Raw genomic sequence first — 14935 nt, 5'->3', positions numbered from 1 at the left:
TGCGGAGGCCCGTGGTCGCCGAGCCGGATCCACTGGACATCGAGGAGCCCGGGATCGTGGACCTGTACCGCCGGACCACCGGTTCGGACGGACGGCAGCGCACCGAGCTGTGCGAGGCGGACGACGCTGTCCACGGCGACCTCGCCTCCGGCCGCATCATCCTCGTCGAACTGCTCGACCGAGGCCTGTAACCCCCTCTGGAGGATGTCATGGAGTCATACGAGCGCGAAGCACTGGAAGCGGTGACCACGCGTCCGGTGTACGCGCACCGCACGCTCACCGTCGAACGGATCACTCCCGTTCTGGGAGCGGAGGTCTCAGGCGTCGACCTGTCGAAGGAAATTCCGGCGGAGCAACTGGATGAGATACGCACCGCCTTCCGCGATCACCACGTCCTCGTCTTCCGCGATCAGACGATCACCGTCGAGGACCACAGGCGTTTCGCCGCAGCCTTCGGCGAGCTGCGTCCCGTGAACCCGCCGCCGCCCGAGGGCGACCCCTACGTCCTGGAGATCCGCACGACATCAGCCGCGGCGGACGTCGCGGGCAACGGCTGGCACGCCGACGGCACCGCCGACGCCGAACCGTCGATGGGGTCGATGCTCTACATCACCGAGATACCCGAGCCGGGCTGCGGCGGCGACACCCTCTTCGCCAACATGCACCTCGCCTACGACATGCTCTCGCCGGCCATGCGCTCCCTGCTGGACCAGCTCACCGCCCTGCACGACGGCGCCCAGGCTCTGGCGGGTTACACCCCGCCCGCGGACTACGTCATCCCCAAGAGCGAGCACCCGCTCGTCGCCCGGCACCCCGAGACCGACCGCAAGCTGCTCTACGTCAACAAGGCTTACACCAGCCGCATCCCGCAGCTCTCCGCCCACGAGAGCCGGGCCCTGCTCGACATGCTCTTCGACACCATCGCCAGCAGGCCGGTCCTGCACTGCCGCGTTCGCTGGACCCCGGGCACCCTCGTCATCTGGGACAACCGCTGCGTTCAGCACCACGCGACGTACGACTACTACCCCTACTCCCGCTACGGCCGGCGCATCGCCATCAACGGCGGCCCGGTCAAGGGCTGACGGCGCGACCGGAGGAGGCGTTGTGCGGGACCGTGGGGCCCGTGCACACGCCTCGCCGGTCCCTGCTCACGGCCCCGTGGCGGGCCCACCGCGTCGGAAGCCGTCACGAAGGCGCCCTCGGGCCTCCTGGGCGGCCGGCCCCGATCACGTGCCGAACCGTTGGCGTAAGCGGCTTGTGGCGGCCCCCATGAGCCGGGCCGGCTTTGCCGCGGCGACGGCCTGCGGCGCGGGACCGGCCCTTTCAGCGTGGGCGAACGCTCCAGCTCGGGCCCGGGCATCGAGCGTGCGCAGGGCCATCCACGCACGAGTCCGCCGGTGTGCGGAGCGTCAGCCCGCGACGGTGTTGTAGTTGACGATCCCTTCCACCATGAGGGCGGCCGCACCGGCAAGAGGGCTGGCCACCCCTCTCCCCACGACATCAGGCAGCCTGTGCGCCTCGTCCTCGGCGACTGCCACCATGCCCCAGAACGCGTTGAAGCCCGAAGGGTCCACCGGCTTGTCGGTGGCCGCCCCCACTGTCACGACACCGCCTACCTCGGCCACGGCCAGCGCGCCCATCTGCTGCAGTTTGTCGGGATCCCGTTCTTCAGTGGCCACTACGCTCCAACCGGTCACCTCTGTTCGCCGCACCGCGGCGAGGAGAACGCCGGCCGTGTCCGCGCCGGTAACAACGATGTCAGGCAGGACAAGGGCCACTGGCCCTTGTGTCATCGGCAGGGCAGACCGGATCGCGCCGTCGAGACCTGGTTCGTACGGCTCGTCCTGGTAGACGAAAACCATTTGAAAGGTCTCGGGCGTAGCGCGTGAGGTAACTCACCGTCTCCAGCTTGTGCGTCCCGAACACGACAACCACGCGCACATTGAGGCCGCCTTTGGCCAGTTCGACAACGGCTTCCAGACTGCGGTCCAGCACGGTGACCCCAGGAGCCAGACAGTGCAGCTCCTTCGGGTAGGGCGCCCCGAAACGCGTTCCGAATCCAGCGCAGGGCAAGATGACCGAAACATCAGGGACAACCACGGACGAACTCCGCATTGAGTAGCTCTCCGATTGTGTTGACGATCGGGAACCTTATGTACCTCGCCGGTACGGGCAGCCCAAGGCAGGTCGACGTTGCACCGTCGGCCCGAAGACACGCTGGCGCTCAACGTAGTCGCTGAGGCCGGCTCCCACGAGGGAAACGTAGCGTTGATGGACCTGATCGTCCGCGGAGGGCCCGGCGGAAGCTCGCCGCTGCTCCAGGACACACAAGTTCACCCCGGGATCGTCTGGTTGACTCGTGAGAAGGACGCGACCGACCACCTCCCAGTCCGTAGCGGGCACCTCCGGACGCCTACCGTCATCAGAGCCATCTCCGTTCCGGCAGAGTTCACTTGCTCATCGACCTGGGCGAGGACGGGCCGTGCGCGGCGCCGTCATCACGGGAGTGGGGGACCACCGCCGCGTTCAGCATCCCGCGACCTGGACTGCTGCCGCATACTCTTGACCACCGATACATCGCCGTCAACGGGCAGCATGGGAAGACTCAACGGAAGAGGACGCGGGATGCGAGTGCTGTTGTCCACATACGGGACGCGTGGCGATGTCGAACCGCTGGTGACACTCGCGGTGCGATTGCGGGCGCTCGGTGTGGAGGTGCGGATGTGCGCCCCGCCGGACGAGGACTTCGCTGAGCGGCTCGCAGGTCTCGGGGTGGAACTGGTGCCGGTCGGGCCACCGGTGCGGGAGTTGATGCGCGGGACGACTCTGCCGTCGGCAGCGGACCTGTCCCGGTACAGGACCGAGTTGGTCGAGACACAGTTCAGCGTCTTCCCCACGGCGGTCGACGGGTGTGACGCACTGGTGGCGGCCGGCCTTGCACAGATCGCCGCACGGTCTGTGGCCGAGGCTGCGGGCATCCGTTACGTGTACGCGAGCTATGCGGCGGTACACCTGCCGTCGCCGCACCATGCGCCGCCACCGCGGCCGGGCTGGCCGGAGCCGGAGGCGAACGACAACCGGACGCTGTGGGAGCTGGACGCCCACCATGTGAACGCCCAGTTCAGCGAGACGCTCAACGCCCACCGGGCGGCGATCGCTCTGCCACCGGTGGACAACGTCCGCGACCACGTCTTCACCGGCCAGCCGTGGCTGGCTGCGGACCCGGTCCTGGGACCGTGGCGGGAGACCCCGGGCCTCGACGTCGTGCAGACAGGTGCATGGAGCCTGGCGGACGAACGCCCGCTGCCGGGCGACCTGATGACGTTCCTGGACGCGGGCGCGCCGCCGGTCTACGTGGGCTTCGGCAGCCTGCGCCCGTCGCAGGACATCGTCCGCATGGCCGTCGAGGCGATCCGCGCACAGGGACGCCGTGTTCTCGTATCAACCGGTTGGGCGGACCAGGACCTGGCCGACGAGGGAGACGACTGCTTCGCCACAGGCGAGGTCAACCACCAGCGCCTGTTCGGCAGGGTGGCCGCCGTGGTGCACCACGGCGGCGCGGGCACGACGTTGACGGCCGCCCGGGCCGGCGCGCCACAAGTGGTGATACCTGTCCAGCTGTCGGACAACCCGTACTGGGCCGGCCGGGTGGCGGACCTGGACATCGGTGCGGCACTCGATGGTCCGCCTCCGACCGTCGAGTCCCTGGGTGGCGCGCTCAGGACGGCCCTGACACCCGAGACCCAGGCGCGGGCAAAGGCTCTGGGAAGCCGGATCCGCACCGACGGAGCGGCGGTGGCCGCGAGCCTGCTGGTCGAGGCCCTCCCGTGAGCGGGCCCACGAAGCTGACCGGACCTGCGACTCGTTGTAAGGTAGGGAAACAGCACTTGACCTGCAAAAACGCAGGCAGGAAGCCTAGCCCGGGAGTAGCTCCATGATGCGTACCATGTTCAAGTCCAAGATCTAGCGTGCGGATGTTTGTGCAGGTCGGAGGCGTGGTAGAGCTGGTCGGGTCAGCCAACGGTCAGCATGGGGTGCGGGAGGGTTTCAGCTTGCTGACCGGGTGACCGCCATGACGGGGGACGTGGACACAGGTGCCTGGCTCCCGCTTGGGAGGGTCGCTGCGTGACTCGACAGCTCGTCCGCGGCACGGGTCCTGAGCGAGTGGGCTGCGTTCGGGGCCGCAACGGCGTGCAGGTCGGCACCTCTCTCAACGGCACAGGAGCCTTGTGCGTTGTTGGGAGACCACCCCGTCACCCGACCGGTGGGCACTCTGAAAACGCTCAGTCATCCACCGTCACTTCGAGAGAAAGTCGCGTAGCGCGGTGTTGACCTCGTCGGCGTGGGTCCATAGCAGGCCGTGCGGCGCTCCTTCGACCTCGACGTAGTCGGCCTCGGGGAGTGCTTTGTGGAATCGGCGCGCAGTGGCGTCGATCGGGAGGATGTTGTCGTTTGTTCCGTGCAGGATCAGTGCGGGCTTGCCGCTCAGACGGACCGCCTCGACGTCAGCGCGGAAGTCCTCGATCCATGCCGGTACGACCGCATACGCAGCCACCGGAGCGCTGCGGATCGCGACGTTCCAGCTACCGGTCACGACCTCCTCGCTGATACGGGTGCCGAGGTTCTCGTCGAGGTTGTAGAAGTCCGCGTAGAACTGCTTGAACCAAGCGTACCGATCCTCCTTTGCGGTCGCGGCGATGCCGTCGAAGATCTCCTGCGGCACCCCGTCGGGGTTGTCGTCGCGGGTGACGAGAAACGGCTCGAGCGAGGCGAGGAAGGCGAGCTTCGCGACACGCTCATGACCGTAGCGACTCACGTATCGGGCAAGTTCCCCGGTGCCCATCGAGAAGCCGACAAGGACAACATCCGTCAGGTCGAGGGCCTCAAGGACCGTGTTCAGGTCAGCGGCGAAGGTGTCGTAGTCGTAACCGGAACTCACCTTCGACGACTGACCGAAGCCACGACGGTCATAAGTGATGACCCGATAGCCCTGGGCCAACAGTTCGCGCGTCTGACGTTCCCAGCTGTGCCCGTTCAGTGGATACCCGTGGATCAGGACGACCGGCTGCCCAGAACCCTGATCCTCGTAATAGAGCTCGACCGGCGTACTGTTCTCCGTGCCGACGGTGATGTAACCCATGATTTCTTTCCCTCCTTGCCGAAGAAAATGAATTTCGGCCATATCTGTGTGCGGAAACTGTGTTACCGGAGGCGGGTCAGAGGTTTCGCCGTTCCGCATCAGGCTGGCTCTTGTGCTGAGCCACCCCGCGTCGGAATCGCGGCTTGATCCACGTTGTCCACGACTGTGACTCGGCCACCATCGCCGGGGTCGGGATCCGGCATGACCGATTCTGGGTCGACGAGGTAGACGTCGTGACCGCTCAGCGTCAGCCGGCGTGCGACCTCGAGCAGCATGCGCCGTGCCACGTCGTCGATTGAATAGACCCTTGTCAGGTCCAGAGCCACCCTGACTTCCCAAGGCGAGGTGTCCACGGCTTCCTTGACCACCCTTTCGGCTCCGGCGAAACCGATTCCACCTTGCAGTTGCAGAACCCGGAGCGCGTTCGGTCCGCTGCCTACGACATGGTTGGATCGCACGACCGCAAGCGCAGTGACGGGAACATCCATCGCATGCAGACCCATGTCTGAAGAGAATCGTTCGAACAGTGACACCCCGCGAACGCTGTTCCCGTGAGGGTCCAATCGTGGTGAGTACGTGGCGATGCCGATCTGTCCGGGGAGCGCACCGATCAGGCCCCCGGCCACCCCGCTCTTTGCCGGAATTCCCACCTGGGTCGCCCAGTCACCAGCGGCGTCATACATTCCACAGGTGAACATGACGCTCAGCACCTGACGCACCACCGCTTCAGGCACCACCCGCTCACCCGAAAGAGGATTTATCCCGCGGTTGGCCAACGTCGCGGCCATCATGGCCAGGTCTCGCGTGGTGACGAGCACGGAACACTGGCGGGTGTAGCCGTCCACGACGGTTCTCGCGTCCCCGGTGAGGACGTTGTGGCTGCGGAGCATGTGTGCAATGGCGAGGTTGCGGTGCGCGTGCTCGATCTCTGACGCGTATACCGTTTCATCGATCTCCAGTCGACGACCGGCGAACGCTGAGAGGCCGTGGAGCACGCGCTCCACGCGTCCTGCCGGATTCAGGTCCTCTGCGCCGGCCAGTGAGTGGACGGTGATCGCGCCAGCGTTGATCATGGGATTGAGAGGTCGCCCGGTACCGCTTTCGAGTGATATCTCGTTGAACGCTTCTCCAGAGGGCTCGACACCGACTTTGGCGAGCACGGGGTCGAATCCGCGATCAGAAAGTGCCAGGGCATATGCGAACGGCTTGGAGATCGATTGGATCGTGAACTCGATATCGATGTCACCGGCGCCATATACTTTTCCGTCAAGCATGGCAAAAGCCACGCCGAGGCGCTCGGGGTCCGCAGCTGCGAGCTCAGGTATATATCCCGCCGGCCTTCCGGACGTGTCCGACTTCACATCTCCGAGCGCCTCGGCCAGATAGTCCGGAATTATTGGCCGCATTCGTCCTCCATGCGTAATTGCTGTGTCCGCCGTAACGCGAGGCTACACCTGGCAGCGCTTCACCGCGTCACATTGTCGATGCATCGGGGAGATGACTTCACGCCTCGCCAAGCGCGGCGCGCGTGATTATTCCTATGTCGCCAGGTATCGGCTGGCGGAACACGCCACCACTCGCGATGAATTGGTCGCTATGTACCCGCAGATGGCGAGCAAACATCGGACATAAGGGCACAACGGTGGCATTTTCGCGAATGCTGTCAGTGAGCGCCTTGCTCACCAGAAGCTCAACCAGATCACGTCCACCGAAAACCTGGAACACCTCGGTATGAAAAAATATCCGATCTTCGCGTACATCGGATATGGCGACGAAGTCGGCCGTGCCGACGGGTGTTTTGTCGGCGCGTCTGATGGAGTAGGAGCTGATCGGGCTGGCGAGATCGAGCTCGACTGTCATGGATGCACCGGTGTTGCCGGTCAATTCTTGAGTCATCCGACTGTCTTTCTTTAGAGAGCGTCGCAGCGTGGCCACAGTTCTCCAATTCGCGCGGTGTTTCTGTTTTTCTGTTACGAGTGCTCAGAGAGTCTTGTCGGAGCAAGGGCGGCGGTAAGCACGCGGAGCCGGTCGGCGTCGACATTGGCTCCGAAGGCGGGAGTTCCGGGCTCGAGTCGCACGCCCGCTGCGAGGTCGCCGATGGTGAGTGGGTCGAACCCGAGAGTGTCTATCAGCGCAGATACGATGGCGAGATCCTCGAGCGAGTCACCGGCGATTGCGATGGCCTTGCGTCCGAGGTGGCCGGCTGGACGAGCCTCGTCTTCGAGGTCGTGGTAGCCCATGTGGTTGAGGGCTTTCACGACACGCGCGCCCAGCAGGAACCGCTGAACGACTTCGCTCGATGAGGTGTCGGGCGGGAGGATCGCGTCGCGGCGACCGTCGACCTCCCACCAGTGGTTCATCGCATCGATGACCAGCTTTCCTTCCAGTTGCGGAACCGGGAGGTTGCGATGTTTGCCAAGCGGGAGAGCCAGGACCACCACGTCGGTGGCACTCGCGGCCTGGGCCGGCCACACGGCGGTCGCTCCAGGGGTGAGAATTCTGGTGGTCAGCGCGATCTTGGAGGGGTCACCGGACCCGGAGATCAGGACTCGGAAGCTGGAGGCGACCGCCAGGCGCGCCAGGACGGTGCCGACTTTCCCGGCTCCCAGAATCCCGATAGTGGTGACGGGGTTGGTCATCGTGTCGCTCCCGCTGTGACCCCGGGCTGCTCGGTCAGAAGCTCGCGGACCCGAGGGATGACTTGGGTGCCGTACAACTCGACCGAACGTAGACGTGCGGAGGCTGAAACGGTGCCGGCGGCGGAGTAGATCATGTCGAACCGGCCCGCGTTCAGTACCCGGACAGCATGGGCGATCTTGGTCGCGACCGTCTCGACCGAGCCGACATACAGTGATCCGTTGTCCACCTCGGCGTCGAATTCTTTCCGGCGGAGCGGCGGCCAGCCGCGCTGCGCCCCGATCCGGTCGCGGATTTCCTTGTACCCGGGGTAGAAGAGCTCCTTGGCTTCTTCGTCGGTGGAGGCGACGAAGCCGGGCGAATGCATTCCGATCGGCTGTGCGGCCGTGCCGAACTCTTCGCTGGCACGCCGGTACAGATCCACGTAGGGCGCGAACCGGTCGGGGGTGCCGCTGATGATGGCGAGCATGAGCCCGAAGCCATATTGAGCGGTGCGGAGCACGGACTGCGGTGACCCGCCAACCCCTACCCAGGTGTTGAGGCGTCCCGAATCGGTCTTCGGGTACACGTCTGTATGGTGCAGGGCGGCTCGCGTGGTGCCCTCCCAAGTGACCGGCTTTTCGTCCAGGAGTCGATGGAAAAGATCGATCTTCTCCTCGAACAGAACTTCGTAGTCCTTCAGGTCGTACCCGAACAGGGGGAACGACTCGGTGAAGGAACCGCGTCCGAGGATCACCTCGGCGCGGCCGTTGGAGAGTGCGTCGACCGTGGCGAACCGCTGGAACACTCGCACCGGGTCGTCCGAGGACAGCACTGTCACGCCCGAGGCGAGCCGGATGCGCTTCGTGGCCGTCGCGATGCCCGCCAGTACTGTCTCAGGGCTGGAGATCGCATACTCGGATCGGTGGTGCTCGCCCAACGCAACGACGTCGATACCGACCTGGTCGGCAAGGACCGCTTCGGTCACTGCAGCGCGGATCGCCTGCGCATGCGAGACGATTATGCCCCGGTCGTTTCGGGGCAGGTCTCCGAAACTGTCGATACCGAACTCCATTTGCGAGACATCCATCGTGTTCACTTCGTTCAACGCTTTCGTTGTGTCGGGGTGTGGCAGTGCGTGGTTCGTGACGAGCGGGCGGGACGTCTGTGTCGGTCGACCTGGCCTTCGATCTCCCGCCCGCTCATGAGGTGCAGGTGTGATCCCCGCTCTCCAACCCGAACAACAGGACTCGTCTCGCAGGCCCCTGCGTCACCCACACCACCTCCACCGATCTAGTTGGTGCGTAAACATGACACCCCATTGTTGTCATGTCAACTAGATCGTGGCGTGGCTGGTGCAGCTGCACGTCAGCGAGTCGGTGCCTGGTCCACAATCGGGTCGGCCGCGGCTTGGTCGGGCGGTTCGCCGACCGGGGTCGCCACTCTCAACAGGCTCGACGGGACTCAGGCGATCGTATGGTCCAGATGCTGGGCCGAGCCGTATGTGCGGCACGGCCCGCACATGGCCAACGGCCTTGACGCACTGCGCGCTGCGGTGGCCGGCACGCAGGAATTCTCCTGGGAGCCGAAGCGCATCGCAGCCCAGGGCGGCCCCGTGTTCACGCACAGCCTCGTCCGCGGCCGGGGCCCGGCCCGGTGGTGATCGTCGACATCTTCCGACTGGGCAATGAGCCGCTCCACGATCGGCGGAGCCTCTATGCGTTGACTCCAACTGCCGGCCATGCGCTGGTCGCCACCTTGGGCGAGACGTGACCCATGCTCTGCGCCGGGTGCGGGCACAGCGATGCGCCGGTGAGCTTCGTCGCGGAGCGGTAACCCGCTTTCGAACAGATCGAATGAGATAGCCTCGACGATCATGAGCTGGTTCCGGCAATAGTCACAACCCGGCAAACGCGGCGGCGGCCAGCCTCTGATGAGGTACTCTTCCGGACGAACTCGGCAGGTGCCAGCTCATAGCGCTGCTTGAAGGCGCGGATGAAGTGGCTGCCGTCGGCGAACTGTCGGTGCGGGGAGATTTCCGAGACGGTCAGCCGAGACGCCAACAGCGCCTGTCTGGCCGACTCCAAGCGCCGTTCGCGGATGTAGGCGATCGCCGATTCTCCACCCGCTGCGAACGCACGCTGCAAAGTACGCACAGAAACGTTCAGCTCTCGGGCCGGCATCGCTGGTGAGAGATCGACATCGGCGAGCCGCTCCTCCGCGAGGTTCTTCGCCGCCTGGGCGAGGGCCGGGGCAAGGCGGGTATCGATGTCGTCGAAGCTGTGGTGCGTCACCGCAGTGGTCAGCTCGACCAGCGTGTCTCGCGCGGTCTGGACATCGGCCGGGCTCGGATCTGGCAGCGTCTCCTCAACCATGTTGGCGTGCACTACCAGGAGACGTAACTCGGCGTCGGCGCGACCGAGTCGGAGACCCGCGCCGCCTGACCGTGGCCATGCGAGCCGGTGGTACCGGGAGCCCAATGGCCGGAAGACGTCGAAGGGACGGAGTCGATGATGGACGACATGGAGATGAGCACGATGAGCCGACAGGACCCGGTCGAGCGCCTCAGGGACGCGATCAACTCGCATGATCCTCAGCGGGTAGCGGACTGCTTCACCCTGGACTACGTAGCCGAGGTGCCGCATCGCCCAGCGGAAGGGTTCACTGGCAACGAACATGTACTCGCCAACTGGACCGCAATCTACGGCCGGCTTCCTGACATACGGGCACAGCTCCTGCGCCGTGCCACCGCAGGCCCGGAATTCTGGACAGAGTGGGAGATGGTGGGTACCGGGCCGGACGGCGCGACGGTGGTGCTGGGCGGGCCTGCCATCATATGGACCCGAGACGGACGGATCGCCCGGTCACGGTTCTACCTGGGTCCGGTCCCAGCTCCCGCACCGACGGGTAACTAACCCCCTGCGAGGGTGCGCCGGTCAGGGCCGTCCCAGCGCCGTGCTCCGACGAGCGGATCGAAACGACGTGGGTGAGAGCGGCGAGGAACTGTCCCGTCGTCGGAACGTCAGCCATGGCCTCTGAGGCCCCTGGCAAGAGACACCATCCGGTGCTCGAGGAGGCCCGCGGGATGCTCGGCTTGCCGGCCGGCCCTCTGACCCGGGCGAGTGGCTCAGCAATGAGCGCGCCCGTCGCGAACTCGGCCGGCGGCCCGCGCACCAGGACGTCCCTGCCGGACTGGTGCAGGGCTGCCGTCCAGTGATCCAGGGAGCTGCATCCCCTCACCCGGTCGGTCCGGCTGCTTCTCCATGTGGTCCAGGACGCGCTTGTTGAGCCGGGCGAGTGTGCTGAGCTGGTTCGGGGTCAGGGCATCGATGAACAGGCGGCGGACGTGCTCGACGTGCTGGGGCGCGGCCTCTTCGATCGCCTTGTAACCGGCCGGGGTGGCGACGATGAATGCTCCGCGTCCGTCGTCGGAACATTCCTCCCTGGATAGAGCCCGCGTTTCGCCATCCGCGTGACCTGGTGGGACATCCGGCTCTTCTCCCACTGCACAAGTTTGGCCAGGTCCACGAAGCGCATCCGCCCGTCGCCCCTTTTGGTGAGGCTGACGAGCACGATGTAGTCGGAGGCGGACATTCCGGAGTCGGCCTGGAGGTGGCGGGACAGCCGTCCGACGAGTTTCATCCGCATGCGGATGAAGTTGTCCCAAGCGGTCTTCTTCTGGGTCGAACCAGCGTGGTGGTGCGTCCGTGAGGGCGGTCTAACGAAGTTGTTGACAGCTCATCCACTCGCGGTGGCGGCGACGTGACCTTCGGCGAGGCCGCGTCCGTCGTGACCAAGATGCTTCGGTGCAGACCGGGCCTTGGCGTGCGAGTGGGAAGGTGCCGGGGTCGATGTCCGTCGGGCGGGTGGAGAACGTGCCGAAATTGTCCGGTTCGAAGTCAAGGGCGAGTGGTGCGAGCCCCGTCTCCTGCGGGTCAAGTTCCAGGACGTGTCTGCGGATCTCCTGCATCGCGTGCTCGCTCCCTCGTCGACCATTAAGTTGATCCATCAACCTGATGGGGCTAGGTTGATATCCCGGCTGACGGGATTCTGCCGAGTCGAGCGGGATCGGACTTACGAGGAGGACGCATGACGGTCAAAGTGAGAGACGTGCCCGAGGCGAAGCGCTATGAGGCCCGCGTCGATGGAGAGTCCAAAGTGGCGGGCGTCGCGGAATACATCCGTACGACGGAGCTCGTCGCGTTCGTGCACACCGAGGTCGAGGCGGAGTACGAGGGCAAGGGAGTCGGGTCCGCGCTGGCCCGCACCGCCCTTGACGAGGCACGCGCCGCGAACCTGCGGGTGCTGGCCACTTGTCCCTTCTTCGGGGGCTGGATCAGCCGGCACCCCGAGTACCAGGACCTGCTGTACCAGTCCCGCAGCAAGGTCAGTGACTGAGAAGCCGAGCATGGCAGTGAGGGAGTCGGGCATGAGCGGCGAATCCGAGCTGAAGGCATACCGGATGGAGTCGATGACGGTGACCTTCGAGGCCGGGCGCTGTCTCCATGCCGCCGAATGCGTCCATGGCCTGCCCGAGGTGTTCGACACGACGAAGCGGCCGTGGATCCAGCCGGATGAATCCACGGCCGAACGCCTGGCGGAAGTGGTGCGGCGCTGTCCCTCGGGCGCGCTTCGGTACGAACTCGTAGAGGGCGGGACGGAAACCCCCGACCGGCCCACCACGATCACCCGTAGTGCCACCGGGCAGTTGACCGTGCGCGGGGACCTGAGTGTGGACACGCCGCAGGGCGTACGCGCCGAGACCAGGGTCGTGCTGTGCGGCTGCGGGCGGAGCCGTCTCCAGCCGTACTGCGACCACGCGGGGTCCTGCGGTCAGTGACACGGCAGTGCAGTTCTCCGAGTGCGGCACCCGTGACACCAATCGATGGGCACGCGATGGCCGCACCCGTCCCCAGCCGGGTCCGCGACAAGATCGCGAAGTCACACTGGAGTACCAACGCGCGTAGAAGGCTCCGCGCGAAGTTGGCCGCGGGCGTCGGAACCGCGTACCCGTACGCGAGCTCGATGGGGAGCCGCTCTGCGCCTCCGCGGGTTTCCGTACCGAGGAGCACCTGACGGTGCTCACGGCTCCGTCGGGCTGATCGTTCAAGAACCCCAACATGACGAGAAGAGTGTGACGGCCATCATGACCATGACCACGACCTCCACCGCACTGGACCGTTACATAGGTCTGTCCGACCGGGCGGTCCATGACGAAGTGGCTCTGGACGAAGCGCTGGCGCTCTTCGCGGCGGACGCGACCGTCGAGATCGGCCCGGAGCCGGCGCACGGCAGTGAGGCCATCGCAGCCTTCTACCATGCCCACTTCGCCGCCCACGCCGAAATGAAGCACTTCTGGAACACCACGGTCCTTGATGACGGCACGCTCAGGGCCGAGTGGGTCTGCGCGGCACGCAAGACGGACGGCAGCCTCATCACCGTCGCCGGGGTGGAACACGCCACGCTCGATGCTCAGGGGCTCATCAGCCATCTCCGCAATGAGTTCACCCGTCTCCCCGGCTGAGCCGGCCCGTTCGTCCATGGCTTCAGGCCGGCTCCGCTTCGGCGGTGGACGCGGTCACTCCGGTGAGCATGCGGGTCAGGGTGTCCAGGGCCGGCGGGGTAGCGGGCGGTCTTCCGGGCCGATCAGCCGTCGGCACGCGGGCAGTCGAGGGTGGTCCTCCCAGCGGTCGATCACTGGATCATCCGGCGGTCCGGCGGCCTCCAGGCGTCCATCAGCCCAAGCATCCGCGGGTTGATGAGCGAAACGATCAGGCAGACCGGCACCACCGCCACCGTAACGGCTCAAGAGTAGATGGTGACCGGGGAGAACTGACGGTGCGGCCCACTGCCCTTCGAGGGCAGCGTTACTGAGGTTTTCAGGGTGGGGCCGGAGTTGGATCCTGCGTAGTTCTCGGCGGAGGACACGGCCGAGGTCGTCGGGTGTGTCGAAGGCGGTGTTGGTCATAGCTCTGCGCACGAGTGACCAGAGGGCCTCGACGGGGTTCAGGTCGGGCGCGAACGGCGGCGCCTTTCAACACCGCCCGGCGAGAGGGCGGTTGGAGGACCGGTGGACGGCGCGCGCCCTCCGGACGCAGGCAAGCTGAACCAGCTTCGTGGCTGGTGACAGGGTTGTTTGCACTGTCCGCGGACAACGTCTCGGCCCGGCCGTTCGGGGAGGGCGGAAACCGCAGCGGGCGGTGCGCGGGCGGGCACTGGTCGACCGCCGGCTCTACCCGCCCGAGCACTCCTGGTGCGGCGATCCTGAGCGACGCCGGACGACCGGGACACCCGAGGGGGTGCAGTTCGCGACCAAACCCCGCCTGGCCTGGGGAATGATCGTCTCCGCGCTGGAGGCCGGGGTGAAGGCACGGTGGGTGACCGGCGACGAAGCCTACGGGCAGGACCCGCAGCTCCGTGCCGCCCTGGAGACACGCGGCACCGGCTACGTGATGGCCGTCGCCTGCTCGACGCGGGTGCGGATCAACCACGGCCGCACCCCTGTCCGCGCGGACAACGTCGCCGCCCGCCTGCCCGCCACCGCCTGACAACGCCACAACGCGGGCAACGGCGCGAAGGGCCCGCGCCACTACGACTGGGCCTGGATCCACATCGGCACCGACGAGCACCGTCACCTGCTCATCCGCCACAACCGAACCACCGGCGAACTCGCCTTCTACCTGTGCTGGTCACCCGCCACGATCACCCTTGCGGAGCTGGTACGCGTCGCAGGTGTCCGCTGGAGCGTCGAGGAGTGCCTTCAGGCCGCCAAGGGCCAGGTCGGACTCGACCACTACCAGGTCCGCCACTGGACCTCATGGCACCGACACATCACCCTCGCCATGCTCGCCCTGGCCTTCCTGACCGCCCTCACCGCCGATGCGGCACCACAGCGGCCCGCCGGCCAGCACCGGCCCGCCCGCATCAGCGCTCCCATCGCGTTGACCGTCCCGGAGATCCGCCACCTCCTCGCCGCCGTCTTCCACCCGCCGGCCAGGCTGGTGCACTGGTCCAACTGGCGCAGACACCACCAGGCAACAGCCCGACGCAGCCACTACCAACGACGGACCACCGACGAATCTGCTGGATAGATCACGAAACCGTACTGGAGTACTCCCGGCGCCCATACTTCGAAAGTGGATCCATCAACTATATTGGCCGGCGAGAGTCATGTGGGAC

General features: G+C 66.0%; 15 protein-coding genes and 3 pseudogenes. 9 read left to right on the top strand and 9 right to left on the bottom strand.

The window, feature by feature from the left end:
* Positions 1-11 precede the first annotated feature (11 nt).
* The gene (locus ACWD04_RS21300) at positions 12-191 is read left to right on the top strand and encodes a hypothetical protein (protein WP_451134123.1); all 180 of its coding nucleotides are present in this window, start codon (positions 12-14) and stop codon (positions 189-191) included.
* A gap of 18 nt (positions 192-209) precedes the next feature.
* Positions 210-1082, top strand: coding sequence for a TauD/TfdA dioxygenase family protein (locus ACWD04_RS21295; RefSeq protein WP_451134121.1), 873 nt, complete (start codon positions 210-212; stop codon positions 1080-1082).
* A 327-nt stretch (positions 1083-1409) separates the two neighbouring features.
* Here ACWD04_RS21295 and ACWD04_RS21290 read toward each other — a convergent pair whose 3' ends face one another.
* Positions 1410-1862 (bottom strand): hypothetical protein, encoded by a 453-nt coding sequence (locus tag ACWD04_RS21290; protein ID WP_451134119.1) that lies wholly within the window; start codon positions 1860-1862, stop codon positions 1410-1412.
* Between the two features lie 763 nt (positions 1863-2625).
* On the opposite strand from ACWD04_RS21290, the gene ACWD04_RS21285 reads away from it, so the two are divergent.
* Positions 2626-3831 (top strand): glycosyltransferase, encoded by a 1206-nt coding sequence (locus ACWD04_RS21285; protein WP_451134117.1) that lies wholly within the window; start codon positions 2626-2628, stop codon positions 3829-3831.
* A 466-nt stretch (positions 3832-4297) separates the two neighbouring features.
* Here ACWD04_RS21285 and ACWD04_RS21280 read toward each other — a convergent pair whose 3' ends face one another.
* From ACWD04_RS21280 to ACWD04_RS21260, 5 genes are all read right to left on the bottom strand, one after another.
* A complete protein-coding gene (locus ACWD04_RS21280; protein ID WP_451134115.1) occupies positions 4298-5140 on the bottom strand; it encodes an alpha/beta fold hydrolase in 843 nt (280 codons plus the stop codon).
* Positions 5141-5238: 98 nt separating this feature from the next.
* The gene (locus tag ACWD04_RS21275; protein ID WP_451134113.1) at positions 5239-6546 is read right to left on the bottom strand and encodes a glutaminase; all 1308 of its coding nucleotides are present in this window, start codon (positions 6544-6546) and stop codon (positions 5239-5241) included.
* Between the two features lie 97 nt (positions 6547-6643).
* Positions 6644-7036 carry an N-acetyltransferase gene (locus ACWD04_RS21270; RefSeq protein WP_451134111.1) on the bottom strand — a complete coding sequence of 131 codons (393 nt, stop codon included), beginning with the start codon at positions 7034-7036 and terminating at the stop codon, positions 6644-6646.
* A gap of 74 nt (positions 7037-7110) precedes the next feature.
* Positions 7111-7779, bottom strand: coding sequence for an NADPH-dependent F420 reductase (locus ACWD04_RS21265; RefSeq protein WP_451134109.1), 669 nt, complete (start codon positions 7777-7779; stop codon positions 7111-7113).
* Entirely contained in the window at positions 7776-8846 is a 1071-nt protein-coding gene (locus tag ACWD04_RS21260) for an LLM class flavin-dependent oxidoreductase (RefSeq protein WP_451134224.1), read from the bottom strand. Before ACWD04_RS21260 ends, ACWD04_RS21265 begins: the two co-directional genes overlap by 4 nt.
* A gap of 432 nt (positions 8847-9278) precedes the next feature.
* Between ACWD04_RS21260 and ACWD04_RS21255 the strand changes: the two genes are divergently transcribed.
* Positions 9279-9419 carry a hypothetical protein gene (locus ACWD04_RS21255; RefSeq protein ID WP_451134107.1) on the top strand — a complete coding sequence of 47 codons (141 nt, stop codon included), beginning with the start codon at positions 9279-9281 and terminating at the stop codon, positions 9417-9419.
* A gap of 211 nt (positions 9420-9630) precedes the next feature.
* On the opposite strand, the gene ACWD04_RS21250 is transcribed toward ACWD04_RS21255, so the two are convergent.
* Complete coding sequence (locus ACWD04_RS21250) at positions 9631-10131, bottom strand: helix-turn-helix transcriptional regulator (RefSeq protein WP_451134105.1); 501 nt, start codon at positions 10129-10131, stop codon at positions 9631-9633.
* 135 nt (positions 10132-10266) lie between these two features.
* On the opposite strand from ACWD04_RS21250, the gene ACWD04_RS21245 reads away from it, so the two are divergent.
* Positions 10267-10671, top strand: coding sequence for a nuclear transport factor 2 family protein (locus ACWD04_RS21245; protein WP_451134103.1), 405 nt, complete (start codon positions 10267-10269; stop codon positions 10669-10671).
* 332 nt (positions 10672-11003) lie between these two features.
* Here the strand turns inward: ACWD04_RS21245 and ACWD04_RS21240 are convergent.
* Positions 11004-11462, bottom strand: a pseudogene (locus ACWD04_RS21240) (MarR family winged helix-turn-helix transcriptional regulator); the annotation flags it as partial.
* A gap of 383 nt (positions 11463-11845) precedes the next feature.
* On the opposite strand from ACWD04_RS21240, the gene ACWD04_RS21235 reads away from it, so the two are divergent.
* The 3 genes from ACWD04_RS21235 to ACWD04_RS21225 all read left to right on the top strand — a co-directional run bounded on the left by ACWD04_RS21235 (position 11846) and on the right by ACWD04_RS21225 (position 13280).
* A complete protein-coding gene (locus ACWD04_RS21235; RefSeq protein ID WP_451134101.1) occupies positions 11846-12154 on the top strand; it encodes a GNAT family N-acetyltransferase in 309 nt (102 codons plus the stop codon).
* Positions 12155-12185: 31 nt separating this feature from the next.
* Positions 12186-12596, top strand: a complete 411-nt coding sequence (locus ACWD04_RS21230) for a (4Fe-4S)-binding protein (protein ID WP_451134099.1) — start codon at positions 12186-12188, stop codon at positions 12594-12596.
* A 306-nt stretch (positions 12597-12902) separates the two neighbouring features.
* Positions 12903-13280 carry a nuclear transport factor 2 family protein gene (locus ACWD04_RS21225; RefSeq protein WP_451134097.1) on the top strand — a complete coding sequence of 126 codons (378 nt, stop codon included), beginning with the start codon at positions 12903-12905 and terminating at the stop codon, positions 13278-13280.
* A gap of 360 nt (positions 13281-13640) precedes the next feature.
* Here ACWD04_RS21225 and ACWD04_RS21220 read toward each other — a convergent pair.
* A pseudogene (locus ACWD04_RS21220) lies at positions 13641-13790 on the bottom strand (IS630 family transposase); the annotation flags it as partial.
* Between the two features lie 169 nt (positions 13791-13959).
* On the opposite strand from ACWD04_RS21220, the pseudogene ACWD04_RS21215 reads away from it, so the two are divergent.
* Positions 13960-14847, top strand: a pseudogene (locus tag ACWD04_RS21215) (IS701 family transposase); the annotation flags it as partial.
* Positions 14848-14935: the final 88 nt, after the last annotated feature.

This window comes from Streptomyces sp. NPDC002911, from assembly GCF_053591835.1.
Note: the sequence above shows the minus strand (reverse complement) of the source record. Positions and strands in the feature narration are given on the sequence as shown.